Annotated in this window: 19 protein-coding genes and 5 pseudogenes; 10 read left to right on the forward strand and 14 right to left on the reverse strand. The window is 63.1% G+C overall.

The genetic code is table 11. From position 1 onward, the window contains the following. The first annotated feature begins 177 nt into the window (after positions 1 to 177). The 9 genes and pseudogenes from gltA to ACVWW3_RS12635 all read left to right on the forward strand — a co-directional run bounded on the left by gltA (position 178) and on the right by ACVWW3_RS12635 (position 10,823). Positions 178 to 1,464 (forward strand): citrate synthase, encoded by a 1,287-nt coding sequence (gltA, locus tag ACVWW3_RS12595; RefSeq protein ID WP_456672404.1) that lies wholly within the window; start codon positions 178 to 180, stop codon positions 1,462 to 1,464. Positions 1,465 to 1,748: 284 nt separating this feature from the next. Beyond that, positions 1,749 to 2,927: an ROK family transcriptional regulator gene (locus ACVWW3_RS12600; RefSeq protein ID WP_456649856.1), complete on the forward strand. Its 1,179-nt coding sequence runs from the start codon at positions 1,749 to 1,751 to the stop codon at positions 2,925 to 2,927. 57 nt (positions 2,928 to 2,984) lie between these two features. Further along, positions 2,985 to 4,271 (forward strand): ABC transporter substrate-binding protein, encoded by a 1,287-nt coding sequence (locus ACVWW3_RS12605; protein WP_456649855.1) that lies wholly within the window; start codon positions 2,985 to 2,987, stop codon positions 4,269 to 4,271. A 77-nt stretch (positions 4,272 to 4,348) separates the two neighbouring features. Beyond that, a pseudogene (locus ACVWW3_RS12610) lies at positions 4,349 to 5,198 on the forward strand (carbohydrate ABC transporter permease). Then, a complete protein-coding gene (locus ACVWW3_RS12615) occupies positions 5,191 to 6,048 on the forward strand; it encodes a carbohydrate ABC transporter permease (protein WP_247349472.1) in 858 nt (285 codons plus the stop codon). Before ACVWW3_RS12610 ends, ACVWW3_RS12615 begins: the two are co-directional and overlap by 8 nt. A 10-nt stretch (positions 6,049 to 6,058) precedes the next feature. Beyond that, positions 6,059 to 7,168, forward strand: a complete 1,110-nt coding sequence (locus ACVWW3_RS12620) for an ABC transporter ATP-binding protein (RefSeq protein ID WP_456649854.1) — start codon at positions 6,059 to 6,061, stop codon at positions 7,166 to 7,168. Beyond that, positions 7,165 to 7,932 carry an SDR family NAD(P)-dependent oxidoreductase gene (locus ACVWW3_RS12625; RefSeq protein WP_456649853.1) on the forward strand — a complete coding sequence of 256 codons (768 nt, stop codon included), beginning with the start codon at positions 7,165 to 7,167 and terminating at the stop codon, positions 7,930 to 7,932. The genes ACVWW3_RS12620 and ACVWW3_RS12625 overlap by 4 nt, the downstream gene beginning before the upstream one ends. Before the next feature lie 520 nt (positions 7,933 to 8,452). Then, the gene (locus ACVWW3_RS12630) at positions 8,453 to 9,721 is read left to right on the forward strand and encodes a hypothetical protein (protein WP_456671977.1); all 1,269 of its coding nucleotides are present in this window, start codon (positions 8,453 to 8,455) and stop codon (positions 9,719 to 9,721) included. After that, a complete protein-coding gene (locus ACVWW3_RS12635; RefSeq protein WP_456671978.1) occupies positions 9,681 to 10,823 on the forward strand; it encodes a hypothetical protein in 1,143 nt (380 codons plus the stop codon). The genes ACVWW3_RS12630 and ACVWW3_RS12635 overlap by 41 nt, the downstream gene beginning before the upstream one ends. On the opposite strand, the gene lpxB is transcribed toward ACVWW3_RS12635, so the two are convergent. The 3 genes and pseudogenes from lpxB to lpxA form a co-directional block, all read right to left on the reverse strand. Beyond that, the gene (lpxB, locus tag ACVWW3_RS12640) at positions 10,738 to 11,922 is read right to left on the reverse strand and encodes a lipid-A-disaccharide synthase (protein WP_456649851.1); all 1,185 of its coding nucleotides are present in this window, start codon (positions 11,920 to 11,922) and stop codon (positions 10,738 to 10,740) included. The genes ACVWW3_RS12635 and lpxB overlap by 86 nt on opposite strands. Beyond that, a pseudogene (locus tag ACVWW3_RS12645) lies at positions 11,919 to 12,777 on the reverse strand (LpxI family protein). The gene lpxB and the pseudogene ACVWW3_RS12645 overlap by 4 nt, the downstream one beginning before the upstream one ends. A gap of 20 nt (positions 12,778 to 12,797) precedes the next feature. Further along, on the reverse strand, positions 12,798 to 13,592 hold the full coding sequence (gene lpxA, locus ACVWW3_RS12650) for an acyl-ACP--UDP-N-acetylglucosamine O-acyltransferase (protein ID WP_247447376.1): 795 nt from the start codon (positions 13,590 to 13,592) through the stop codon (positions 12,798 to 12,800). A gap of 175 nt (positions 13,593 to 13,767) precedes the next feature. On the opposite strand from lpxA, the gene ACVWW3_RS12655 reads away from it, so the two are divergent. Next, positions 13,768 to 14,091, forward strand: a complete 324-nt coding sequence (locus ACVWW3_RS12655; protein WP_247447375.1) for a KTSC domain-containing protein — start codon at positions 13,768 to 13,770, stop codon at positions 14,089 to 14,091. Positions 14,092 to 14,101: 10 nt separating this feature from the next. On the opposite strand, the pseudogene fabZ reads toward ACVWW3_RS12655, so the two are convergent. The 11 genes and pseudogenes from fabZ to ACVWW3_RS12710 all read right to left on the reverse strand — a co-directional run bounded on the left by fabZ (position 14,102) and on the right by ACVWW3_RS12710 (position 26,061). After that, a pseudogene (gene fabZ, locus ACVWW3_RS12660) lies at positions 14,102 to 14,519 on the reverse strand (3-hydroxyacyl-ACP dehydratase FabZ). A 41-nt stretch (positions 14,520 to 14,560) separates the two neighbouring features. After that, positions 14,561 to 15,629, reverse strand: a pseudogene (gene lpxD / locus ACVWW3_RS12665) (UDP-3-O-(3-hydroxymyristoyl)glucosamine N-acyltransferase). Between the two features lie 125 nt (positions 15,630 to 15,754). Next, positions 15,755 to 18,308: pseudogene (gene bamA, locus ACVWW3_RS12670) on the reverse strand (outer membrane protein assembly factor BamA). A 185-nt stretch (positions 18,309 to 18,493) separates the two neighbouring features. Beyond that, the gene (gene rseP, locus ACVWW3_RS12675; protein WP_247349250.1) at positions 18,494 to 19,645 is read right to left on the reverse strand and encodes an RIP metalloprotease RseP; all 1,152 of its coding nucleotides are present in this window, start codon (positions 19,643 to 19,645) and stop codon (positions 18,494 to 18,496) included. Between the two features lie 44 nt (positions 19,646 to 19,689). After that, positions 19,690 to 20,913 carry a 1-deoxy-D-xylulose-5-phosphate reductoisomerase gene (dxr, locus tag ACVWW3_RS12680; RefSeq protein WP_456649850.1) on the reverse strand — a complete coding sequence of 408 codons (1,224 nt, stop codon included), beginning with the start codon at positions 20,911 to 20,913 and terminating at the stop codon, positions 19,690 to 19,692. 4 nt (positions 20,914 to 20,917) lie between these two features. Beyond that, positions 20,918 to 21,760, reverse strand: a complete 843-nt coding sequence (locus ACVWW3_RS12685; protein ID WP_456649849.1) for a phosphatidate cytidylyltransferase — start codon at positions 21,758 to 21,760, stop codon at positions 20,918 to 20,920. Then, on the reverse strand, positions 21,757 to 22,515 hold the full coding sequence (locus ACVWW3_RS12690; protein WP_456649848.1) for an isoprenyl transferase: 759 nt from the start codon (positions 22,513 to 22,515) through the stop codon (positions 21,757 to 21,759). The genes ACVWW3_RS12685 and ACVWW3_RS12690 overlap by 4 nt, the downstream gene beginning before the upstream one ends. Before the next feature lie 93 nt (positions 22,516 to 22,608). Next, entirely contained in the window at positions 22,609 to 23,172 is a 564-nt protein-coding gene (gene frr / locus ACVWW3_RS12695) for a ribosome recycling factor (protein ID WP_247349255.1), read from the reverse strand. A 66-nt stretch (positions 23,173 to 23,238) separates the two neighbouring features. Continuing rightward, a complete protein-coding gene (gene pyrH / locus ACVWW3_RS12700; protein ID WP_247349256.1) occupies positions 23,239 to 23,955 on the reverse strand; it encodes a UMP kinase in 717 nt (238 codons plus the stop codon). 60 nt (positions 23,956 to 24,015) lie between these two features. Further along, entirely contained in the window at positions 24,016 to 24,939 is a 924-nt protein-coding gene (tsf, locus tag ACVWW3_RS12705) for a translation elongation factor Ts (protein ID WP_456649847.1), read from the reverse strand. A gap of 132 nt (positions 24,940 to 25,071) precedes the next feature. Beyond that, complete coding sequence (locus tag ACVWW3_RS12710; RefSeq protein WP_247349258.1) at positions 25,072 to 26,061, reverse strand: 30S ribosomal protein S2; 990 nt, start codon at positions 26,059 to 26,061, stop codon at positions 25,072 to 25,074. Positions 26,062 to 26,196 lie beyond the last annotated feature (135 nt).

Below are 26,196 nucleotides of genomic sequence, written 5' to 3' on the forward strand. Positions count from 1 at the left end.
TCTACGACGTAAGTCGACCATGCGTGGCGCCATCTTGCAGCGCACACAGCAATAATATACCCATCTCACCCGTACCTTCTGGAACATCCGGCCTGCCCCAACATCTGCTTAGGGGCCTTCCGGGTCCGGCCCGTTTCACCATACATCGGGGACCTCTGATGGACGCAAAACCAAGCAATAAAGACCGCCACACTGACGGTCGGAAACAAGAATTTCGATCTTCCGATCCATAGCGGCAGCGTCGGGCCTGATGTCATCGATATAGGCAAGCTCTACGCACAGTCCGGCCTGTTCACCTACGATCCGGGCTTCACTTCGACCGCGAGCTGCCAGTCCAAGATCACCTACATCGACGGCGACGCGGGCGTGCTGGAATACCGCGGCTACCCGATCGAGCAGCTCGCCGAGAACGGCGACTTCCTCGAGACCTGCTACCTCTTGCTCTTCGGGGAGCTGCCGACCGCCGCACAGAAGAAAGATTTCGACGACCGCGTGATCCATCACACGATGGTCCACGAGCAGATGGCCCGCTTCTTCCAGGGCTTCCGCCGCGACGCCCATCCGATGGCGATCATGGTGGCCGCGGTCGGCGCGCTCGCCGCGTTCTATCACGACTCAACCGACATCAACGATCCGAAGCAGCGCATGATCGCTTCCATGCGTATGATCGCGAAGATCCCGACGCTGGCGGCGATGGCCTACAAGTACACGGTCGGCCAGCCCTTCGTGTACCCGAAGAACTCGCTGAAGTTCGCCGAGAACTTCCTGCACATGTGCTTCGCGGTGCCGTGCGAGGAGTACAAGATCAACCCGGTGCTGGCTGACGCGCTGGACAAGATCTTCATCCTGCACGCCGATCACGAGCAGAACGCTTCGACCTCGACGGTGCGTATCGCCGGCTCCTCCGGCGCCAACCCGTTCGCCTGCATCGCCGCCGGCATCGCCTGCCTGTGGGGCCCGGCGCATGGAGGCGCCAACGAAGCCGCGCTCGCGATGCTCGCCGAGATCGGCTCGGTCGACAACATTCCCGAGTTCATCGCCAAGGTGAAGGACAAGAACTCTGAAGTCCGCCTGATGGGCTTCGGTCACCGCGTCTACAAAAACTACGATCCGCGCGCCAAGATCATGCAGAAGATGTGTCACGCCGTGCTCAAGGAGACCGGCCATGGTGACGATCCGATGCTCAAGGTGGCGCTGGAACTGGAGCGGATCGCGCTCAGCGACCAGTACTTCATCGACCGCAAGCTCTACCCGAACGTCGACTTCTATTCGGGCATCACGCTGAAAGCGATGGGCTTCCCGGTCTCGATGTTCACCGTGCTGTTCGCGGTCGCGCGCACCGTCGGCTGGATCAGCCAGTGGAGCGAGATGATCGAGGATCCGCAGCAGAAGATCGGCCGTCCGCGCCAGCTCTACACCGGCGTCACCAAGCGCGACTACGTCGCGATCAAGGATCGGAAGTAAGTCTTAGCCTCACGACGTTTGAAACGGCGCCATCGTCTGCGATGGCGCCGTTTTTGTTTGGCGCTCACCTTGGGGTGGGCAAAGCGGAGCGTGCCCACCATCTTTCCGCGACCGGCATAGACAGCGTGGGCACGCTTCGCCTTGCCCACGCTACGAAACGGGTTGGACCGCTCCCCATCTTGCTGCCGCGCACAACAACAAGTCCATGCATCGAGCCGCAAGTGCCTTGACAGTTGAAGCGCTCCGCGCGCAAATCCTTACCCTAAGTAAGAATAACGACAGGGATGGAAATGCCGGAGCAGCCGAGAAGTCGGCGGCAGACGCGTGCTGCCATTTTGACTCATCTGCTTCAGTCGGGCGGCTCGTTTCGCCCGCCGCTGGCCAGGGCCGTGCGCCTGTCGGAAGCGAGCCTGTCGCGCATTCTGTTTGATCTCAAGGCCGAAGGCCTGATCGAAGAGGTGCGGCGCCCTGCCCCTTATGTCGGCGGTCCAACGGGCCTCGTGTCGCTCGACGGCTCGGTCGCACTCGCGGCCTTCGAGCTGAGCACCCAGCGTCTCAGCGTCGGCGTTGGGGGCCTGTCGGGTGAGTTGCACTACACCGGACACGTGCCGCTACCGAAGACGCCGACCGTCGCGACCGTCGGCCGGACGTTTGGCGAGGCGATGACATTGCTGCGCGACTGGACGCGACGCCGACGTATCCCCCTCGCGCAGATCGGCGTCTCCATTCCGGGCCTTGGCCGGTTGGGCGCATCGAGCAATCCGATCATTCCCTGCGACGTCGGGCGTATCAGCGAGATGCTCGGCGAGACGTTTGCCGGCGTGCCGGTCGAGTTCACCAATTCGGTGGTCGCGCACGCCATTTTTCACCGTTGCCGTACGGAGAATTATCCATTCAGCGGCGCGCATCTCTTCGTCTTCGTCGGCCAGGGCGTCGCGGGGACCTGGATGGATGATCCGGTCGAGGACGATGCGCTCCAGCCGGTCGAGCTCGGCCACATGGTGTTCGAGCCCGACGGACCCCGTTGCCGCTGTGGTCATCATGGCTGCGTCGAGGCCTATACGTCGCTTCCAGCCTTGGCCGAGCTTCTTGGCGTCGCGGAGGCCGAGTTGCTTCAACTCGGCAGCGAATGGCTGACCGCAATGCCGCTTTCGCCGCGCGTGCGGCAGGAGTTGCGCCGGCGGCTGTTTCGGCTTGGCCTCGCGATCGGCAACACGCTGAACGTGAAGCTATGCCACGGCGTCGCGATCAGCGGCTGGCCGTCGCTTCTCATCGAGGACGATCGCAACGCTCTCGTCGACGGGATCGACGTCTGCCTGTTGGGCGGTCGCAAGCATGCGCAAGTGTCGCTTGCTTTCGTGCCGCCGTCGAATGGCAATGATCCGCGGGCGGCGCTGGCATTCGCAGCGTTCTGCCTCGCTTGCCGCGGCGGCATGCCGGCCGCATCGACCGAAGCCGCCTGAGATACCTGATACCGCGCGGCTCTCGCGCGAAAGAGTTCACACCGGGAGGAACTTGCCATGCCGATCACGACAACAAGGCGCCGTCTGCTCGCTGGATCTGCTGCCGCGCTTGCGCTGCCGGCATTTGCCCGCGCGCAAGGCGCGGTCAAGCCGCGCCTGACTGCGATCTCACAATGGTCCGCAGGTAGCGACGGGGCGGCCATCACGGCGCTCGGCAAGAAATTCGAGGAGAAGGGCGGGATTTGGCAGCACTCGCCAGTCCCCGGATTCACCACCGAGATGATGAACAAGCTGCGCGCTCAGATCATGGCCGGCGATCCACCGGCCTGTTCGCAGCTCAAAGGTCCCGAGATTGCAGCCTGGTCGAAGATTGCCCCAACCGTCAATCTCGACGCCCTTGTTGCCGCCGCCGGCTATGAAAAGGTCGTCGCTCCAGACCTTGCACGATTGCACAAGCCGGGGGGCAAATGGATCGCACTGCCGCTGCAGATCTACAGCACCAACATGCTGTTTCTCTCCAAGCGCGCGATGGACAAAGCCAGGGCCGACAAGATCCCCGTCACATGGGCCGACTTCAACGACCTTGCCGAGAAGATGAAGGCGGGCGGTGTCGCCTATCCCATCGCCAACGGTGGTACGCGCCCGGACGATGGACAGAAATTCGAGGCCGCTCTGGCCGGCATCAGTCCCACCTCATACCGCGCAGCCATCATGAATCTCGACAAGAAGGCCTTGGAGGGTCCCGAGATAAAGGCTGCCTTCGCACAGGTGCGCAAGATCGCCGACTGGATGGACCCGAACGTCGGCGCCCAGCACTTTTCGACCAACCTGAAGCGCTTCATCGACGGCGACATGGGCATGATGATCATGGGCGGCTGGGCGCAGGGCGTATTGCGCAATGCCGGTTTCAAGTTCGACGACTTCATCATCGCCCCGGGCCCGAGCGACAATTCCAAGCCGGTTTTCCTGTTGAATGCCGATGCCTTCATATTCTGGCAGCGCAAGGAGCCAGATCTGCAGGCGGGTCAGGCGCTGATGGCCCAACTCGTCATGGATCCAGCAATCCAGACGATGTATTCACAGATCACGGGATCGATACCCGTGCGCACAGATGTCGATCTTTCCGGTGAAGGCTGGTCGGACGGTCAACGGCGGACCGCAGCAGCCCTGAAAGACGCTATCGCAAGCAATCAAGCGGTCCTCAGTCTCGCGCACAACATGGCGCAGGAAAACGGCATGACCGCAGCGATGATCGACGTGATCACGGAGTATGTGAAGAACAAGACGGTTACACCGGAGCAGGCGGTCACCCGTCTTGCAGAGGCCGTCGAGGGCGCGCGTTGACCGACACCGTCTCTCCAGCGACGCGGCCGGGCTGGCCGGCGACCTCTGACCTGGTGCGCCGGCTGCCCGAATACCTGATGATCTGGGTGCCGCTGCTGCTGGCGGCGGGGCATCTCGTCTCGTTCTCGCTGTGGACGATCTGGGTATCGTTCACGCCCTCCACCCTTGTCCCAGTTTCGGGCTGGGTGGGTTTGCGCAACTACACGGCGGTCTTGTCGTCGCGGAACTGGCAGATCGCGTTCGACAACTTGCTGTTGTTTGGCTGCGCTTTCGTGGTGCTGAGCTTGATCACCGGCCTCATGCTCGCGATCCTTCTCGATCAGCGCATTCGCGGCGAGAACGTGCTGCGATCCATCTTCCTGTATCCCCTGGCGGTGTCGTTCGTCGTCACCGGCACGGTCTGGAGCTGGGCTGCTCAATCCCGGCCTTGGTATCCAGAAGCTCGCTCACGACCTCGGCTGGACCTCGTTCCGGTTCGACTGGCTGCTAGACCGCGACATGGCGATCTGGACCATTGTCATCGCTGCGATCTGGCAATCTTCGGGCTTCGCCATGGCACTGTTTCTTGCCGGCCTTCGCTCCGTCGACGCGGACATCATCAAGGCCGCGCAGATCGATGGCGCCGGACCTATCCGGATCTATCGGCGGGTCATCTTGCCGACGCTATGGCCGATAACCATCACCGTCGCCGTGATCCAGCTGCAGTTCGCGATTTCGGCCTTCGACCTCGTCCGCGCTCTCACCAACGGCGGGCCCGGAATCGCGACCCAGCTGCCGGCACTCGTCGTCTACGATCTGATGTTCCAACGTGGCCAGCTCGGCCGGGGTGCGGCGGCGGCGGTGCTCATGTTGCTTATTCTTCTCGCGGTGCTGCTGCCGTATGCAGCGTGGCGTTATTTTGAGCGACGGCGGACGACCCATGCGTGATCGAGCCTTCGCACCAAGCCGAATGTTGATCTATCTGCTCGTTTTGGCGATCGCTGCAGCATGGCTCGCGCCATTGGCTGTTGTCGTGCTGAACTCGCTCCGTAGCAACGAGGAGATCGCACAGGCCTCGATGATCGGCTGGCCGAAACAATGGGCCTGGAGCAACTACGCCGTTGCATGGAGCGGTTTCTGCGTCGCCGAGACCTGCGCCGGCCTCCGGCCGTACATGTTGAACTCCGCGCTCGTCACGATTCCCGCGACGATTTTCTCTACCCTGCTCGGTGCTATCGCCGGTTACGCCGTGTCGCTCTGGCGATTTCGCGGCGATAGCTGGATCTACGGCATCGTGACCCTTGGCCTCTTCCTTCCCCAGCAGATGCGCTTGCTTCCCTGGACCATCGTGTTGCGGGATATCGGTCTCATTAACACGCTGACGGGCCTCGTGCTGATTCACACGATCCAGGGGCTCTCCTTCACCACGCTGTTCTGCCGGAACTACTACGTCGCCATCCCACATGAACTGATCAGCGCCGCGCGCATCGATGGCGCCGGGTTCTTCCGCATTTTCTGGCGCATCATTCTGCCGCTCTCGTCTCCGATTCTGATCGTCACCGTGATCTGGCAGTTCACGCACATCTGGAACGAGTTCCTCTACGGCGTGACATTCACGACCGGCCAGCAACAGCCGGTCACGGCTGCCCTCATCGCGCTATCTGCCGCAATCGCGGATATCCCGCAGCATGGCGTACAGAGCGCGGCGGTGATCATCGCAGCGCTGCCCACTTTGTTGATCTATCTCCTCGGCGGCCGGTACTTCGTGCGCGGCCTGACCGCCGGGGCCGTGAAATGATGGGATTGTCATGGCAGCACTAAGCATTCGCTCTCTGTCGAAGCGCTACGCCAATCTGGAAGTGCTGAAGGGGATCGACCTCGACATCGAGAGCGGCGAGTTCACCGTGCTGGTCGGCCCGTCCGGTTGCGGCAAGTCCACGCTGCTCAACATCGTCGCCGGGCTCGACCGCCCGAGCGCAGGCACCGTGGAAATCGGCGGACGTGTCGTCAACGACATCCCGCCAAAAGACCGCGACATCGCCATGGTGTTCCAGTCCTATGCGCTCTATCCGTCGATGACGGTGCGCCAGAACATCACCTTCGGCATGGAATGCCGCCACGTACCGAAGGCTGAACAGGAGAAGGCACTGGCGAACGTAGCCCGCCTGCTCCAGATCGAGCCGCTGCTCGGCCGCAAGCCGTCGCAGCTCTCCGGCGGCCAACGCCAGCGCGTGGCGATGGGTCGGGCTCTGGTCCGCGATCCCCTGCTCTTCCTGTTCGACGAGCCGCTCTCCAATCTCGACGCCAAGCTGCGCGTCGAGATGCGGATGGAGATCAAGCGGCTGCATCAGCGCATCGGCGCCACCATCATCTATGTCACCCACGACCAGATCGAGGCGATGACGATGGCGACGCGCATCGCCGTGATGCACCGGGGCGTGGTGCAGCAGTTTGCCGATCCCGATACCGTGTATCGCTATCCCGCTAATCTGTTCGTGGCCCGTTTCATGGGCTCACCGCCGATGAACACGATGCCGGCTCGGCTCGAGGCCGATGCCGGCGGGCCTGTGGCCGTGATCGGCGCAGGAAGGCCGGACGAGGTCCGCCTCCGCCTTGGCCAATACGACGCGGCGGCGCGCTTCGTCGGCCGTGACGTGGTGGTCGGAATCAGGCCGGAATGCATCGCCGAGGGCAATCGCGTGTTTTCCAGCGATGCGCCCGTCATCGTCGACGCGCCGGTGGAAATGGTCGAGCCGACCGGAGCCGAAACGATCGTGCTGCTGCGGCTTGGCGGCGAGCCTGCGCTGGCGCGCATCACGCCGGATATCCGGCCCACGCCCGGGGCGACTGCCTCCTTCGCGCTCGACACGCGGCGCATTTGCCTGTTCGACCCCGAAACGGAGCGGCTGATCGCATGACCAGGACCACCTATTCCAGCCTTGCCGGCCGCGTGGTGTTGATCACCGGTGGCGCCAGCGGCATCGGTGCCGCCTTCGTGCGTGCCTTCGCAGCCCAGAGGGCACGCGTTGCCTTCTTCGACCTCGATGCGAGCGCCGGCGAAGCACTGGTCGCGGAGGTGGCGGCCGCGTCCGGCACCGCACCATTGTTCGTGCCGTGCGATCTCCTCGACATTGATGCCCTGCGCGGCGCCATGGCGCAGGTCCACGGATCGCTGGGCGACGCCGCGGTTCTCGTCAACAACGCCGCCAATGATCAGCGCCAGGTGCTGGCCGAGGTGACGCCCGCCGAATTCGACTGGACGATCGGCGTCAACCTCAAGCACGTCTTCTTTGCGGCTCAAGCCGTGGTGCCGCAGATGCAGGCGCGCGGCGGCGGATCGATCATCAACATGTCGTCGATTGCCTGGATGCGCGGCGCGCCGGCGCTGCCGGTCTACGCTGCGGCAAAAGCCGCGATCGTCGGCTTCACCAACTCCCTGGCCCGGCTGGTCGGTCCCGACCGCATCCGCGTCAACGCAATAGCACCGGGAATGGTGATCACCGAGCGTCAGCGCCGGCTGTGGTATCCGGACGAACAGACCATCGCCGAGCTGCGAACGCGTCAGGCCATTCCCGACGCGGTGACACCCGAGGATATCGCGAACATGGCGCTGTTCCTCGCCTCCGACGAGAGCCAGCGCATCACGCGCCAGTGTTTTCAGGTCGACGGCGGGATTGGCTAGCCGCTCCAGGCGAACTGTTCGTTGCAGCTCCTGCGACGCTTCATACCATCCTGCTAGGATCGAAACTGCTCATTGAAAATGCCATAAACCACGTCTAAACTGTAGATAGAGTGCGACTAATCATTAGAACGACAGATTGAAACACAGCAGAATTTACGCGGCATGAAAACCGTGGACTGACCAATACCATTGAAGCTGGATAAGCGCCGCCGGCGCGTGAGCCGGATGGGGAGCTGGATCGAGAACCAACCACGGGGATGCTCCATGGATACGCTTTGGCGGTTCTTTCTAGTCAAGAAGAATCGGGACGTCCTAGCTTGGCTCGGCGGGGGAGCCGTGGTCGCCATAGCGGGCCTATGGACGGCCTACGTCCAACTGCAACCCAAACAAGCCGCCCACGATGTTGCGCCTGTCTCCGCGAACTGCGGCAGCGTAGCGGCGGGCGGAAACATCAGCGGCGCCACCATCGTGATGAACGGACCGAAAGACTCAGATTGCAGCAGTAAGCAATGAGGCAGCAATGTTTCGTGGCACATTCGTCGTTGTAGCCATCACGCTTCTGATCGCGAACACCGTCCAAGCTCAGGTTCAGGCCAACTTTGGAAGTGTGGCGGCCGGCCGCGACATTGTAAGTTCCGTGATCAACATCGGCGTCGATGATCTCGTCAAGAAATACAAGGAAGATGCCCAGGATCTGAAACAGAATAATGCAGACCTGAGGCAGAACAATGCAGATCTAAGGCAGTTCAACGCAGAACAAATCACCCGGCTCGCTGAACTTCAGAAGAAGCTCGATCTGAACGAACGACAAATTCGCTCGGCTCTCTTCATTTTGGGCGAAACAAACCTGTCACCGGACCAGCTCGCACCCACATTGGTGCAGATCGCCAGCCAATACAAACTGCTGAGAGACCAGGCCCTCACCAGGCCGACGGACTCTTCAGAGACCTCCACCCTGAAGAACGATGCCCGGAAGGCCATCGACGCCGGGGACCTAGCTGGGGCCGAGGCCCTGCTCGCCAAGGTCGAGGACCTCCAACGGGCAGCGTTGCTCAATGCGACCCGCAATCTCGCCGCCGATGTTGCTGAAACGGCTGCAAGCCGAGGCGAGGTCGCCATGACGCGGTTACGTTACGTCGAAGCCGCGACGCATTTTGCCTCCGCAGGCAACATGTATGCACCCGCATTCGACAGTCCCAAGGCGCTCGACTATCTCGAGCGCGAGGCCGATGCGCTCTATCTGCAGGGCGAAGAGTTCGGCGACGACAAGGCGCTGCACCAGTCCATAGAGCGGCGCAGAGCGCTGCTGGAACGGCTGCCTCGCGACAAGATGGCTCGGGACTGGGCCCGCAACCAGCACAATCTTGGCCTGTCTCTCGACACGATTGCGCAACGCAGCAGTGGCGCCGAGCCCATCCTTCTCCAAAGCATTGAAGCTTACCGCGATGCCCTTCAGGTGATTACGCGAGACAAGTCTCCTCTCGACTGGGCCAACATACAAAGCAACCTGGGAAGCGCGCTCGCCCAACTCGGAGAGCGCTCTCCCGGGCCCGGGCGAATGGAGGAGGCGATCGCCGCCTACCAGGAAGCACTCAAGGAGTGCTCGCGAGAGAAGGCTCCGCTGCAGTGGGGCGGCATTCAGACAAATCTTGCGGCCGCCTATCTGAGGAATGCCGAAACCGAGAGCGGCACCGAGAGCTTCGAATTGGCCTTGAAGTCTTTCGATCTCGCTCTGCAGGAGGTTACCCGTGGAGCGCGATCCGGCGGCCTGGGGGACGATCCAGAATGACCTAGGTTCGGCGCTGTCCAAATTGGCAACCCGGAATGGCGACCAGAAAATGCTCGCTTCCGCAATCGACGCGTATCGGGCTTCGCTAGCGGTCAAGACGAGGGAGCGATATCCTTACGACTGGGCGACGACGACCTATAATCTTGCTGGCACGCTGTCCGACCTTGCGAAGGACGACTCCGGGGTAAAGCTGCTCGACGAGGCGGCGATCTCCTATCGCGCAGCTCTCCAGGAGATCACGCAGGAACGATCCGGACTGGTCTGGGCAAGAGCCCAGACGAACCTGGGCAACGTACGGCTACGCCTGGGACGCTTGCGCCCAGGTACAGCCGACCTGGAAGCCGCGCTTGCGGCCTACACGGAGGCAACAAAGGAATGGACAATTGATAGTTCGCCTCTCGACTGGGCCATGGAACAGGACCACATCGGCGACGTCCTCTTCCTGCTTGCGATACGGACTTCGCAATCCCAGCGCTTCCAGGAAGCGGCCGATTCGTATCGACAGGCAATGGCAGTTAATCAGCGTGCCAACCGCATCTTCGACGCAGCCAGGAATCAAGCGGATTACTGTGTGGTGCTCTGGCTGGCGGGCGACCGAACCAGCGACGAGTCCAAGAAGTCGGAAGCACAGCAATCATGTCAGCGGGTGGTGCGTTTAGCGATGGCGGTTGCGAACGCGGGAGATCGGATGCCGGCAGCAACGAGATTTCAAGCGGCCAAGATTCTCGGTGACCTGACCTACAAATTCGTTTTCGTTCGTGACTACGACGAAGCTGTTCGCATAGCAGATTTTGTCATTCCTTCATTTCCCGAACTGAGCTGGGTGCAAATAAACAAGGCGCATGCCTTGATGCTGTCCGGGAAGACGCAGCAAGCTCTTGAAATTTATCAGGGTCTCATCTCAGGTCCCGATGCAGCCGACTTCAAGCAATCAATCCGCACCGACTTTCAACAACTGCGCAGAGTCTTGGACTCAATGCTCCGCTCATGGAAACTGTCGAAAAGAACATCAAAGACTAGCCTGTCCGGCGGCCCTTGCGCATCGTCGCCAGCACGATGTCGGCGGCAAGCACGCTCGGCGGCTTGTTGCCGGTCGCCATGATCTGATCGAGCTGGACGAACGATTCGACCTGCTGCTTGCGCAGCGGCGAATCCGTCAACAGCTCCGACAGCGCAGGCGCCAGCTTCTCCGGCGTGCACTCCTCCTGCAGAAACTCCGGGATGACATCCTTGCCGATCACGAGATTGGCGAGGATCACCGAGGAGACGCGGATCGCGCGGCGCAGGATGAAGGCTTCGATCACGCTGACGCGATAGGCCGTCACCATCGGAATGCCCGACAGCGCCAGCTCCAGCGTCACCGTGCCGGATTTCGCGAGCGCTGCATGCGCGATCCGGAAGGCGGCGCGCTTCTCGTTTTCACCAACCACGATCTGCGGCTTGACCGGCCAGTTCGCGATGCCTTCGCGGACGGTCGCTTCGAGATGCGGCGTGGTCGGCAGCATCAGTTCGAACGCGCGGCCTTCCGTCTGCAATCGGCCGAGCGTCGCGCCGAACACGTCAAGATGGTGCCGGATCTCGCTGCGGCGGCTGCCGGGCAGCACCAGCAAAACCGCCGGCTCACCGTCGCGGCGCTTCTGCTCCTCCGCGTTCGGTCGCAGCGACGGCAATTGCTCGATCAGGGGATGGCCGACATAGCTGCATGGCGGTCCGCCGAGCTTGCGATATTCCTCCGGCTCGAACGGCAACAGGCCGAGCACATGGTCGACATAGCCGAGCATGGTCCGCGCCCGTCCCGGCCGCCAGGCCCAGAGCTGCGGCGAGACGTAGTCGACGATCGGGATTGCTGGATTGCGCGCCCGCACGCGGCGGGCGACACGGTGGGTGAAATCGGGACTGTCGATGATGACAAGCGCGTCCGGCGCGGACTCGGTCACAGCCTCCACGGTCTCGCGGATCAGCCGCAGGATCTTTGGCAATTGCTGCACGACCGCGGCGAAACCGACGATCGAGAGCTGCTCGATCGGAAACAGCGTCTCGAGCCCCTCGCGGGCCATGGTGCGGCCGCCGACGCCTACGAACTGCACGCCGTCGCCGAGCCGCTGGCGCAGCACCTTCATCAAGGCGCTGCCGAGCCGGTCGCCGGATTCCTCCGTGGCGATCAGGAATATCTTGCGCGTGGGATCGCGGCCTTGCATCATGCCGGCAGGCCGATGACGAAGAGATATTTTGTGTCGGCGAACGCGATCATCGCCTGCGGCTCGGCGGCGATGGTATTGCCGGCGACGACGGCAATGCCGGCGAGCCCCGCGACGGCGACGCCCTCGAGGGTGCGCGGGCCGATCGTCGGCAGGTCGAAGCGCAAATCCTGCCCGCTCTTTGGGACCTTCACCAGCACGCCGCGCCCGGTGGCAGCGCGGATGCGGCCCTCTTCGCGCAGGCGCGCCACGCGCGCGAGCAGCGCATCGGTGCCCTCGATATCCTCGACCGCCACGACATGGCCGTCGATCACAACCGCGGCCTGGCCGATGTCGAACGGACCGAGCGCGGTCAGCACCGCGCGTCCGCGCTCGATGTCGGTCTTGCCGGTGTCGCTCGGCCAGGCGCGGCTGATGCAGCCCTCGGGCATCAGCAGGTCGGGCGCGACATCCCGGATCCCGACCATGCGAAAGCCGCCCTGCTCGAGAATGCGCCCGACGCCGGACAACAAATGATCGTCGCCACCGCGGAAGGCGCGGATGACATTGCCGAGCAGCCGGAGCGTTGTGAAGTCGACCCGGACCTCCGAGAGCGAAGGCCGTACCAGCGTGCCGATGAAGATCAGGTCCCGGCAGCCTTCTTCGCGAAACAGCCGCATGGCGCGGCCAAGCTGGCCAACCGAAATCCAGCGGTGACGGAATTTCTCCACTCGCGCCGGATCGCAGGCCCCCCGAAGGGGAAACAGCACCGGTGTGATGCCGCGGGGCGGCGAGCGAGTCGGCAACCGCGAACGGCATCGCGCCGCCGCCTGCGACCACGCCGACCGGTGACGAAATCTCCGAAGCCGCCGATGTCATGCCCGCGGCCATCCCAGAACTCACTTCGCGATGGCGGGAAGACAGAGCGGGCGATGCTTGCCCTTGCCAATGAAGTCGAGGATTTCGGCGATCGCCGGATCTTCACCGGCGAGCGGCCGCGCCGTCTCCAAGCGTTCGGCAAAGGTGCCGGGGCCATGGAAGAGTTTCTGGTAAAACGCGCGCACGGTCGCAAGCCGCTGCTTGGTAAACTTGCGCCGCTTCATGCCGATTAGGTTGAGGCCTTCCAGCGCCGCATACTGGCCGTTGGCCAGCCCGAACGGAATGACGTCGTCGCGCACGCCGCACACGCCGCCGACCATCACCTGCGGGCCGATGCGCGTGAACTGATGCACCGCGGACAGACCGCCGATGAAGACGAAATCACCAATCTCGCAATGACCGCCGAGCGTCGCCGAGGTGGCGAAGATCACGTCGTTGCCGACATGGCAGTCGTGGCCGACATGGCTGCAATTCATGAAATAGTTGCGGTCGCCGACCTCTGTGATTCCGCCGCCTGTGACGGTGCCGGCGTTCATGGTCACGGATTCGCGGATGGTGCAGCCCGAGCCAATCTTGAGCTTCGTCAATTCGCCGCGATAGCTGAGCGATTGCGGCGGCGTGCCGAGCGAGGCGAAGGGATAGATGGTGCAATCGTCGCCGATCGTGGTTTGCGCGGTGATATGCACATGTCCGATCAGCTTGCAGTTCGCGCCGATCACGACATTGGCGCCGATGATGCAATAAGGTCCGATCTCGGTGCCCTCGCCGATCACGGCGCCGTCCTCGACCCGTGCGGTGGGATCAATCTTGCTCATCAAGCAATCAAACTCGTCAAGAAGGGCTGGTTATGCGTTGAAGTCATTCGATTTTCCGGTGGTTAGCGCGACTATGCCCGATCTGTCCAGTGACGTATCATCTCGCCGTGTTTCAAGTGCCGGATGAGGCAACCTTCCCGGCTCGTCAACAAGTTCACGCGGAGCTTCAGCTATCGTGGTCAGGGCCCTGGCACTTCTGCTCGCACAGCTCGCGGCCGCACCGATCGTCTCCGAGACCGTCGAGACCGGCGAACTTCGCCCCACCGACCTCGCGACGTTCGAATGCCGCGACATCAGCCGCAGCACGGTGCTTCAGCGCGTCTGCTACGACCGGGCGCAGCAGAACCTCGTAGTCGCGGTCGACGGCAGGTATGACCGCTATTGCGCCGTCGCGGCCGAGACCGTCGACAGCCTCCTGGGCGCTCCGTCCATGGGCCAGTTCTTCAACCGGAATATCAAGCGCGAGGCAGCCGGCAGCCGCTACGACTGCCGCGCATGAACCAGACCGTTCAGTCGGTCAGCATGGCGCCGACGTCGGCTTCCGCGACCACTTGGCCGTTGACCTTGGCATCGCCGTGAAACCACCACATCGCCCTTGCGGCGCCCGACCGAGCGCATGTGATACTCGATGGTGTCGCCGGGCAGCACGGGCTTGCGAAACTTGCACTTGTCGATGGTGAGGAAATAAACCGCCCGCGGCTTCTCGGTGCCCTCGACCGACTTGATGCCGATTACGCCCGCGGTCTGCGCCATCGCCTCGATCATCATCACGCCGGGATAGACCGGACGATCCGGGAAATGGCCCTGGAACTGCGGCTCGTTGAAGGTGACGTTCTTGATGCCGATGCCGCTGTAATCGGTGCGGATGTTGATCACGCGATCAATCAGCAACATCGGAAAACGGTGCGGGAGCGTTTGCAGAATCATATTGATGTCCACAAGCTCGAACCTGACCGGTGCTTCGTCCGTCACTCCCGTTCCTCCTGCTTCGGCTCGGCCTTGCCGTCGCGCGCCAAGCGCTCCACCGCCAAGATTTCCTTGAACCACTGCCTGGTCGGCTTGGCAAAAAAACCACCCCAACGTCCGTTGGGAGGAACGTCGTCCTTGACGCCACTCATGGCAGTCACCTGAGCTCCATCCCCGATCTTGACGTGATTGTTGATACCCACCTTCGCGCCCAGCGCCACGTTGTCACCGAGGGTCAGACTGCCGGCGAGGCCGATCTGGGCTGCCAGCAGGCAGTGCCGGCCGATGGTCACATTGTGGCCGATCTGGACCTGATTGTCGATTTTGGTGCCTTCCCCGATCACGGTGTCGCGCAAGGACCCGCGATCAATGGTGGTGCCGGCGCCGACCTCCACATTGTTCTGGATCAGCACGCGGCCGGTCTGGGGTACCTTCAGATGGCCCTCGGGACCGAAGAAGATGAAGCCGTAGCCGTCCTGGCCGATCGAGCAGCCGGGGTGGATCAGCACGTCATTGCCGATCAGGGCGCACTGGATGGCGGTGCGCGCGCCGACATTGCAGTCCCGGCCGATCTTGACTCCGGGGCCGATCACGGCCCCCACACCGACCACCGTGCCGCTGCCGATTTCCCACGTCCGGGCCGATCACGGCCAGGGGATCGACGATCACGCCGTCCTCGAGCCGGGCCGTGGGGTCGATGATCGCCGACGGCGCGATGCCGTCGTTACCGGTCCAGGATTGCGGCCGGAGCGCGTCGCCATGCCACTCCCGCGCGATCCTGACGAAGGCCCGGAACGGCTGCGTCGCCCGCAGCACGGCCACATGCGCGGGCACCTTGGCCTCGAAACGCGGACTCACCAGGCAAGCTCCGGCCTTGGTCGCCTTGAGCTCGTCGGCATATTTGAGATTGTCGAAGAACGTCAGGTGCATCGGGCCGGCTTCGTCGAGCGAAGCCAGACCCGTGATGATTTGGCCGCCCTTGGCGGGATCGACCAGCTCCGCCTTGGTCAGCGTGGCAATGTCAGCCAACGCTGAGGCAGGCGGTTTTGTGAAGAAGGTCGGCTGCGCCATTCCACCCCATCGCGGTCCGGCTTCGGCATGAAGCGGCAAGACCGCATCATGCCTCATCTCTTAAATCGGCACGATCCCTTTCGGAAACCGGCTCCAGTGATCCGGATCGTGCCGTGCTGATCGAATTAGAACGAGGTGCCGCCGCCGAACCGGAACTCCTGCGTACGGTCGTACTTGCCCTTGCTGAGCGGCAAGGCGTAGTCGAAGCGCAGCGGACCGAACGGCGACTGCCAGATCAGGCCGACACCGACCGACGATCGGATCACCTTGCTGTCGTCGTAGATCAGGCCGGTACAGGTACCTGGCGTCGCCGGATTGGTGGTCGAAGCCGTGCAGCCGGAGTTAAACGGCGTGGTCGTTTCGCCAGTCACTCCCCACGTCGTCGGCCCCTTATAGTCATACAGGCCGCCGGCATCGGCATAGACCGCGCCCTTCAGACCAACTTCCTTCGGCAGGAACCAGAACGGCATCTGCAATTCGACCGAAGCGCCCCAATACTTGGTGCCGCCAAGGGCGTCCTGCGTGTCGTATGGGTTGATGTCGCGCGGGCCGATGCCGTTCGGGGCGAAACCGCGGACGAGGTTCGGGCCCATCTGGAAATGATCGAGCATGCGCAGGTCGTTGGAGCCGATCTTGTTCAGCATGCCGCTCTGCAAATGGACGAGGCCGACGACGTCAGACACCAGCGGAGCGTAGTACTTAGCGTCGATGACGGACTTCAGGTAGGAGACGTCGCCGCCGACGCCGGCGAAATCCTGCCGGAAATCGACGAGCAGACCGTCGGTGGGGTTCTTGTTGTTGTCCAGCGTGTTGTAGGTCAGCGTGTAGCCGAGCGCCGAGGTCAGGGTCTTGCCGCCCGCAAGCTCCTTGCGCACCGGCAGCGAAGCTTCACCGTCGCTGTAGCAGCCGAGGCCGTTGGTCGAGGCAAGGCTCATGCCAATGGAGTTGGCAAAGGCCGGACTCGGATTGAAGGCAGGATTAGGAGTGCCATCAGGCAGCGTCTGCACATTGTTACAGTTCGCGAGGTAGGACGGCAACGTGATTTCCTGCTGGTAGATCGAGTAGCGCAGCTGCAGCGACAGATCTTCACGCAAGGCGAAACCGAGGCGCGGCGAGAAGCCCAGCGTCTTGGTGCCGTAGGAGATGTAGCTGTTGGACAGCTGCTGGCGCTGATAGAAGTCGAGACCCAGCGCAACACGATAGTCGAGCAGATAGGGCTCGACGAACGACAGCGAATAGCCGCGGGCGTACTGGCCATAGGTCACCGACGCCTTGGCGAACAGGCCGCGGCCGAGCAAATTGCGTTCGGAAACCGAGACTTCGGCCAGCGCTCCGTCGGTGGTGGAATAACCGCCCGAGACCGAGAAGTCGCCGGTCGATTTCTCTTCCATGTCGACGAGCAGGATCACGCGGTCGCTCGACGAACCGGGCTCCGTCGTGATCTTCACGCTCTTGAAATAGTCGAGGTTCTTCAAGCGCCGCTCGGCACGGTCGACCAGCGCGCGGTTGTAGGCATCACCCTCAGAGACGTCGAACTCACGACGGATCACGTAGTCGCGGCGTGCGGGTGTTGCCGCGAAGGTTGATGCGCTCGATATAGGTGCGCGGGCCCTCGTCGATGTTGAACACGACCGACACGGTGTGCGCCTCGAAGTTGCGGTCGCCGCCGGGACGGACCACGGCGAAGGCATAACCGCGGCGCGAGGCCTCGATCTGCATCTCCTCGACCGACTTCTCGACCGATTCGACGTTGTAGAGCGAGCCGACATTGATGCGCGAATAGTTGCGCATCGAGGTGGGATCGAAGTTCGGAATGCTGGAGCGGAAGTCGATCGCGCCGACGCGGTATTGCGAGCCTTCCTCGATCTTGAAGGTGACGTTGAAGCCCTTCTTCTCCGGATCGTATTCGGTGAGCGCGGCCACGACCTGGACGTCGGCGAAGCCGTTCTTGAGATAGAAGCGGCGGATCAGGTCGCGGTCGGCTTCGACGCGATCGGGATCGTAAATGTCGCTGCTGGCGAGGAAGCTCAGCAGGTTCGATTCGTGCGTCTTGATGACGTCGCGCAGGCGGTAGGACGAGAACGCGCTATTGCCGACGAATTCGATCGACTTGACGCCGGTCTTGGAGCCCTCCTCGACCGTGAAGATGAGGTCGACGCGGTTGTTGGGCTGCTCGATGATCTCAGGGGTGACGCGAACGTCGTAGCGGCCGGAGCGGCGATAGATTTCAGCGATTCGCAGCGTGTCGGACTGCACCATGGCCCGGGAAAAGGTGCCGCGGGCCTTGGACTGGACTTCGGCAGTGAGCTGCTCGTCCTTGATCTTCTTGTTGCCCTCGAAGGCAATGCGGCCAATCACCGGGTTTTCCACCACGGAGACGACGATCTGGCCACCGGCACCGCGGTTGATCCTGACGTCCTGGAACAGACCGGTCTCGATCAACGCCTTGAGGCCGTCGTCGATGGCACCTTGATCCAGGCGACCGCCGGGACCCGCCTTGAAATAGGAGCGGATCGTCTCCACCTCGACACGGCGATTTCCTTCAACGGAAATCGACTGCACGGTCTGAGCGAGCGCAGACGAAGACACAAAAGCAGCCCCAACCGGGGCAAGCACCGGCGCGCCGAACATGATCAGGGTTGCGAGCAAGCCCCCCCGGAGTCGCAGTCCAAACTTCATTGCGCAGCGCGCCCTTATCATTCCGCACCAGACCCAACCCCAACGCCGGTCTGGAGATTCCCCAAGTTCAAGCCGCTTGTAGCCAATTTAAACGACGCCGCAAACGGCCGAGCGCGCCGTAATTTCATTTTCATTCCAAGACGTTGCCCAAGAGCAACGCCCAGCAACGCCACAAAAAAGCCCTATCAGGATGCGGCCATCCGCAGGATGTCGTTGTAGGTGGCAAACACCATCAGCATCAGCACCAAACCCAGCCCGATTCGGAATCCCATCTCCTGAGTCCGCTCGGACAGGGGCCGCCCACGGGCCACCTCCGCCGCATAGAACATGAGGTGACCGCCATCGAGCAGCGGGATCGGGAACAGGTTCAACAGGCCGATCGACACCGACAGCACCGCGCACAGGTTGATCACGAATTGGAACCCGGCGCTGGCCGCCTGCCCCGACATCTTCGCAATGCCGAGCACACCGCTCACCTCGTTCGGATTGCCGTTTCCGACGAACAGCGCGCCCAGGAACTTGAAGGTGCTGGTGATGATGAACCAGACCTGCTCAACCCCGATCTTGAGCGCTTCGCCGACGCCGACCGGCGAAGTCGAGGCTTCGCCCGCCTGAGACTTGTGCTCGATGCCGAGCACGCCCAGGCGATGGCTGTTGCCGAAGGGATCCTTGCGCTCCAGCAGTGCCGGGGTCGCGGTCAGCGACACGATGCTGCCGTCCCGCTTGACCTCGAAGGCAAGCGCCGAACCGGCGTTCATCGCAACGATTCGCTGCATGTCGGCAAAGCTCTCGATCGGCTTGCCGTCGATCTGGACGACGACGTCGCCGATCTTGAAGCCGGCTGTCGCCGCAGCGCCGTCGGCGACGACACCGTCGACACGCGCGATCGTGCTCGGCTTGCCGTAATACAACGCCATGCCGGCGAAGATCAGCGCGCCCAGAATGAAATTAGCGATCGGTCCGGCGGCAACGATGGCGGAGCGCGGGCCGACCTTCTTGTGATGGAAGCTGCCGGCGCGCTCCTCGGCCGTCATGGCCGCTAGCTTCTCGGAGGACGGCGTCGAAGCCTCGCTCTCGTCCCCGAAGAACTTGACATAGCCGCCGAGCGGAATCGCCGAGATCTTCCAGCGGGTGCCATGGCGGTCGTTGAAACCGACCAGCTCAGGTCCGAAGCCGAGCGAAAAAGTTAACACGCGAACGCCCGCCCAGCGCGCGACCAGAAAATGGCCGAGTTCATGGAAGAACACGACGATGGTCAGGACGAACAGGAAGGGAACCGCATAGCCAAGGAGTCCATGGCTCAACGTATTGAAACTATGGACGAAAAAGTCGATCATCGAATTCCCTCATCCAGCGCCGCAAGGCCCTGGTCGCGAACCATCTAGGATGCCTTTAAGGCAATTTGAGGCAATAGGGCGGCAGCTCTATTTCGCGCAACATGGTCAACAGAGATTGCATCGTCGGCTGACGTCAGCGGGGCCTGGTTCCCGCTCCGGATCCAGTCGTCCAGCGTCGCTTCCACCAGCCTGGCAATCGCGCCGAACCGGATCTTGCCGGCGATGAAGGCGGCGACCGCGACCTCGTTGGCGGCGTTGTAGACGGTGGTGGCGCCCTTCCCGGTCCGAAGCGAATCGAAAGCCAGGCGCAGCCCGGGGAAACGCTCGAAATCCGGCGCCTCGAAGGTCAGCTGGCCGATCTTGGCCAGATCGAGCTTGGCAGCCGGCCCCTTGATGCGGTCGGGCCAGCCGAGACAATGCGCGATCGGCGTGCGCATATCGGGCGCACCGAGCTGGGCCACGACCGAGCGATCGGAAAACTCGACCATGCCGTGGATGATCGACTGCGGATGCACGAGGACGTCGATCTCGTCCGGACTCAGCGCGAACAGATAGGAGGCCTCGATCACCTCGAGCCCCTTGTTCATCATCGAGGCGGAATCGATCGTGATCTTCTGGCCCATGCTCCAGTTCGGATGCTTCAGGGCTTGCTCGAGGGTTGCCTGCTCGATGTCGGCCGGCTTCCAGGTCCGGAACGGGCCGCCGGAGGCCGTGATGATGACACGGACGAGCTCGTCGCGATTGCCTGAGCCGAGCGCCTGGAACAGCGCGTTGTGCTCGGAATCGGCCGGCAGGATGCAGGCGCCCGCTTTCGCCGCGCGCTGCATGAAGAAATCGCCGGCGCAGACGAGACATTCCTTGTTGGCGAGCGCGACATGCGCGCCGCGATCGACCGCCGCCAGTGCCGGCTTCAATCCGGCGGCGCCGCTCACGGCGGCCATCACCCAATCGGCCGGACGCGCGCCGGCCTCGATCACAGCGCTTTCGCCGGCGCCGCATTCGGTGCTGGTGCCCGCGAGCGCATCCTTGAGCTCGGCAAACTTTGAGGTGTCGGCGATCGCGACGAAGCGCGCGGAAAACTCCTTCGCGAGCTTCGCCAGCGCTGCGACATTGCTGTTCGCCGTCAGCGCCTCGACCCGGTAGCGCTCGGGAGAGGCGCGCAGCAGATCCATCGTGCTGTCGCCGATCGAACCGGTGGCGCCGAGAACCGTGACGCTGCGGACGGTCGACGCCGCAGCCTTGTTGTTACGCAATGGAACCGCGCTCATGTCCTCACCAAACCATAAGACCGCTTCCGGCGCTATGCACACCATGGCGGAGGAAACCGATAATCCATGCCACCAGGATGGCAGCGACAAAACCGTCCAGACGGTCCAATAGCCCGCCATGGCCGGGAATTAAGTGACTGGAATCCTTGACATCGAAGCGCCGCTTCACCGCGGATTCGAAGAGGTCCCCGGAGGCCGACACGACCGACAGGATGGCGCTGACGAGCAGCAATGGAACCATCTTTCCGAGCCCGCAAGCGGCAAAGCCGGCCGCAACCAGAAGGCTCGCGGCAAAGCCGCCGAGCGCCCCTGACCAGGTCTTCTTCGGGCTCACCCGCGGCCACAGCTTCGGTCCGCCGATGCTTCGGCCGGCGAAATAGCCGCCGATATCGGTCGCCCACACCACCAGCAGCACGAACATCAGCGCGGCGAAGCCGTTCACGAGATCCTGCCGCAGCAGGATCGAGGCCAGCAGCGCCGCCGATGCATAGGCGAATCCGGAGGCCGCCCAGACGAACTTGCCCCGCGCGATCGCCGTCACGATCGCACCGCCAATGAGGCCGATGATGATTGCGGTCTTCAGCGCGCCGAAGGCGACGCAGGATCCCATCAAGGCGATGACGATGGTCCCTGCGGCGGTCAGCGCGACCGATCCCGCGCCCACCACCATCAGCCATTCCGCGAACAGTCCGATCGATACCAGGGTGACGAGAAGCGCCCACAACCAACCGCCGACATAAGCGAGTGCAATGGCGAGCGGCGCCAGCACCAGCGCTGCGAGGACCCGCATCACGAGATTGCTCGGGGCAGGCTGAGAGCCGGCCGGTGCGGAGTCGGGTTCGCTCACGAGGCGGTTTTCGCGACCAGGCCGCCGAAACGGCGTTCGCGCCTGGCAAATTCGGCGATGGCACCTTCCAGCGTCGCCTTGTCGAAATCGGGCCAGTGAATCGGCACGAAGACAAGCTCGCTATAGGCGGCCTGCCACATCAGGAAGTTGGACAGCCGCTGCTCGCCGCTGGTGCGGATGATGAGATCGGGATCGGGAATGTCGGGCGCGTCGAGATGCGCTCCCAGTGTCTCGGCATCGATCGTCGCGGGATCGCGCCGCCCCTCGGCGACTTCGCGCGCGAGCTTCTGTGCCGCCTTCGCGATCTCCTGCCGCGAGCCGTAGTTGAAGGCGACGACGAGCGTGAGGCGCGTGTTGTCGCGCGTCAGTTCCTCGGCCTCGTTGAGGAGTGCGCATATGTCGCCGTCCAGCCCGTCCCGCTCGCCGATGATGCGGACCTTGACGCCGTCGCGATGCAAGCTCGCCAGATCGTTGCGGATGAAGCGGCGCAACAGGCCGAAGAGATCGCCGATCTCGCTCGCCGGGCGCGACCAGTTTTCCGAGCTGAAGGAGAAGATGGTGAGATAGCGGATGCCGAGTTCATGCGACGCGCGAACCACACGGCGCAGGGCCTCCACGCCGCGGCGATGGCCTTCCGCCCTCGGCAAGCCGCGCGCGGCCGCCCAACGCCCGTTGCCATCCATGATGATGGCGACATGCGCAGGCGCCTCGGACCGATCGGGTCCTTCCGTTGCTGGCGCGGCGGCGTTGGACATGAGGCTGCCTTAAAGCATGATCCGGAAGAGTGCGAAGCAGTTTTCCGAAATGATCATGCGCGAACAATAACCTAAAGCGCGATCCATCGCGCTTTAGACGGTGAGGATTTCTTTTTCCTTGGCAGCCAGCAACTGGTCGATCTCGGAGATCGTGCCGTCGGTCGCCTTCTGCACCTCGTCCGAGTGACGCTTCTGATCGTCCTCGGACATCTCGTGATTCTTCTCGAGCTTCTTGAGAACGTCGAGGCCGTCGCGGCGGACATGGCGCGCAGCGACCTTGGCGGCTTCCGCGTATTTGTGCGCGACCTTGACGAGCTCCTTGCGGCGCTCCTCGTTGAGCTCGGGAATGCGCAGGCGCAGCACCTGGCCTTCGGTCGCGGGCGACAGGCCGAGATTGGAATCGACGATCGCCTTTTCCACCGCCTTGACCATCGACTTGTCCCAGACCTGCACCGAGATCAGGCGCGGCTCCGGCACGCTGACGGTGGCGAGCTGGTTCAGCGGCATGTGGGTGCCATAGGCGTCGACCTGCACCGGGTCGAGCATCGAGGCGGAGGCGCGGCCGGTGCGCAGGCCGCCAAGTTCGTGCTTGAGCGACTGGACGGCGCCCTGCATGCGGCGCTTCACTTCGTTGAGGTCGAAATTATCCGTGGCCATCACGTTTCTCCTTCAAAATCCCGGCGACCTCTCCGCACCCTTCTCTCAGGGCGCAACGACGAGCCGTCAGCCGGCGACAATGGTTCCGTGGCCGCCGCCACGCAGTATAGCGCCGATCGAACCCGGCTCCGCGATCGAGAACACAATGATAGGCAGCGACGTCTCGCGGGCAAGCGCGAAGGCGGTCGCATCCATCACCTTGTAGCCGCCCTCGATCGCCTGCGAATGCGTCAGACGGTCGAATCGCGTCGCCGTCGGATCCTTCTTCGGGTCGGCCGAGTAGACGCCGTCGACATTGGTTGCCTTCAGCACCGCCTCGGCGCCGATTTCGGCGGCGCGCAGCACTGCGGTCGTGTCGGTGGTGAAGAACGGATTGCCGGTTCCGCCGCCGAGCAGCACGATCCGGCCCTCGGCGAGGTATTTGTGCGCCACGGTGCGGGTGAAAAGCTCGGAAATCTCGGGCATGACGAAGGCCGACAGCGTGCGCGCCGGCGTTCCCTTGCGCTCGATCGTCGCCTCCAGCGCGAGGCAGTTCATCATGGTGGCGAGCATGCCCATGGTGTCGCCTGTCGGGCGCGACACGCCGCGCGAGGACACCTCGACGCCGCGAAAGATGTTGCCGCCGCCGATCACGACCGCAACCTCGGTGCCCAGTTGGCGGGCGGCGATCAGATCGTCCGCGACCCGGTCGATGGTCGGCTGGTCGATGCCAAAACCCTGCTGTCCCGCGAGATATTCGCCGGACAGCTTGATCACGACGCGACGATAGACCGGATCAGTCATGAGCACTTTCCTTGTCCGGGCGCCGCTTCCGGCGGCACGCCGGAAGGAACGTTCCGGCGCTTACTTCTTGCCGCTGACCGCGGCGACCTCGGCCGCGAAGTCGCTTTCCTGCTTCTCGATTCCCTCACCGAGAGCATAGCGCACAAAGCCCGCGATCTTCACCGCGCCGCCGACCTTGCCTTCGGCTTCCTTCACCGCCTGCGCCACCGACTTGCCGGTGTCGTGGATGAAGGCCTGCTCGAGCAGGCAGACTTCCTTGTAGTAGGTCTTGAGACCGGACTCGACGATCTTCTCGATCACGTTCTCGGGCTTGCCCTGCTGGCGATATTTGTCGGCGAGCACGTCCTTCTCGCGCTTAACGACCGCCGGATCGAGACCGGACGGTTCGAGCGCCAGCGGATTGGCGGCCGCGACATGCATCGCGATCTGGCGACCGAGCGTTGCGAGCTCATCGACCTTGCCCGGCGATTCCAGCGCCACGATCACGCCCATCTTGCCGGCGCCCTCGACGACGGCGCCGTGGACGTAGCTCGACACCACGCCCTGGCTCACTTCGAGCGAAGCTGCGCGGCGCAGCGTCATGTTCTCGCCGATGGTGGCAATCGCGTCATTGATCGCGGCTTCGATCGTGACGTCGCCGACCTTGGCGGCCTTGATCTTCTCGACATCTGCGCCGACGTCGAATGCGACCTGGGCGATCATCTTGACGAGGCCCTGGAACTGGCCGTTGCGCGCGACGAAGTCGGTCTCGGAGTTGACCTCGACCACGACGCCCTTGGTGCCCTTGGTGAGCGCACCGATCAGGCCTTCGGCGGCGACACGGCCCGACTTCTTGGCGGCCTTCGACAGGCCCTTCTTGCGCAGCCAATCCTGCGCCGCTTCCATGTTGCCGTCGTTTTCGGTCAGCGCGGCTTTGCAGTCCATCATGCCCGCGCCGGTCGACTCGCGCAGCTCCTTGACCATCGCAGCTGTGATCGTTGCCATCGTTGAAAATCCTTTTTGCCTGCCGGTTCGCCGCGGCGTGGCATTCAATTGCCCCGCCGCGGTCCATCTCAGGAATTCGCGTCAACTGAAATGGTGGCCGGAGCTTATCCGGCCAACCCATCGCTCTTTTGACTATTCCGCTTCCGCGGTCAGCGCCTTGGCCTTGGCCACCCAGGCATCGGCCCGGCTCGGCAGACCGACTTCTTCGCCGATCTTGTGCGCGGTGTCGTGATCGAGCTCGGCGAGCTGCCAGAAATGGAAGATGCCGAGGTCGTTGAACTTCTTCTCGATCGCACCCGACACGCCCGGGAGCTTCTTGAGGTCGTCGGAGGTGCCGCGCGGACCGGCGAGGCCCTGGAAGCCGCTCGTGACCGGCAGCTCTTCGGCGGCCGGCCGAACCGAAGCGCCGACGTCGACGCCGGAATCGCCCTGGGCACGCGAGATGCCGTCAATCGCCGCACGCGCGATCAGATCGCAATAAAGCGCGATGGCGCGGCCGGCGTCGTCATTGCCCGGCACCACATAGGTGATGCCCTTCGGATCCGAATTGGTATCGACAATCGCGGCGACCGGGATGTTGAGCCGCTGGGCTTCCTGGATCGCGATGTCTTCCTTGTTGGTGTCGATCACGAAGATCAGGTCGGGCAGACCGCCCATGTCCTTGATGCCGCCGAGCGAACGGTCGAGCTTGTCGCGCTCGCGCTGAAGCGTCAGGCGTTCCTTCTTGGTGTAGGAGGAGGCATCGCCACCGGCGAGCACGTCGTCGAGATGACGCAGGCGCTTGATCGAGCCCGAGATCGTCTTCCAGTTGGTCAGCGTGCCGCCGAGCCAGCGCGAATTGACGAAGTACTGCGCGCAACGCTTGGCAGCGTCGGCGACGCCGTCCTGCGCCTGGCGCTTGGTGCCGACGAACAGGATGCGACCGCCCTTGGCGACAGTGTCGCTGACCGCCTGCAAGGCGTTATGCAGCAACGGCACGGTCTGCGCGAGGTCGACGATGTGGATGTTGTTGCGAGCGCCGAAAATGAAAGGAGCCATTTTCGGATTCCAGCGGTGAGACTGGTGACCAAAGTGCACGCCGGCTTCGAGGAGCTGACGCATAGTGAAATCAGGTAGTGCCATCGTTCTAATTCTCCGGTTGGTTCCTCCGGAAGCGTGTGAGCAAAACGGAGCGTTGTCGCCCCGGCTGCCACCGGACGGCCTTGTGAGCCATGCTTCCGTGTGAGATGGCGCGCTGTATAGCGCGATTCCGGCCAG

The organism is Bradyrhizobium sp. LM2.9 (assembly GCF_054056555.1).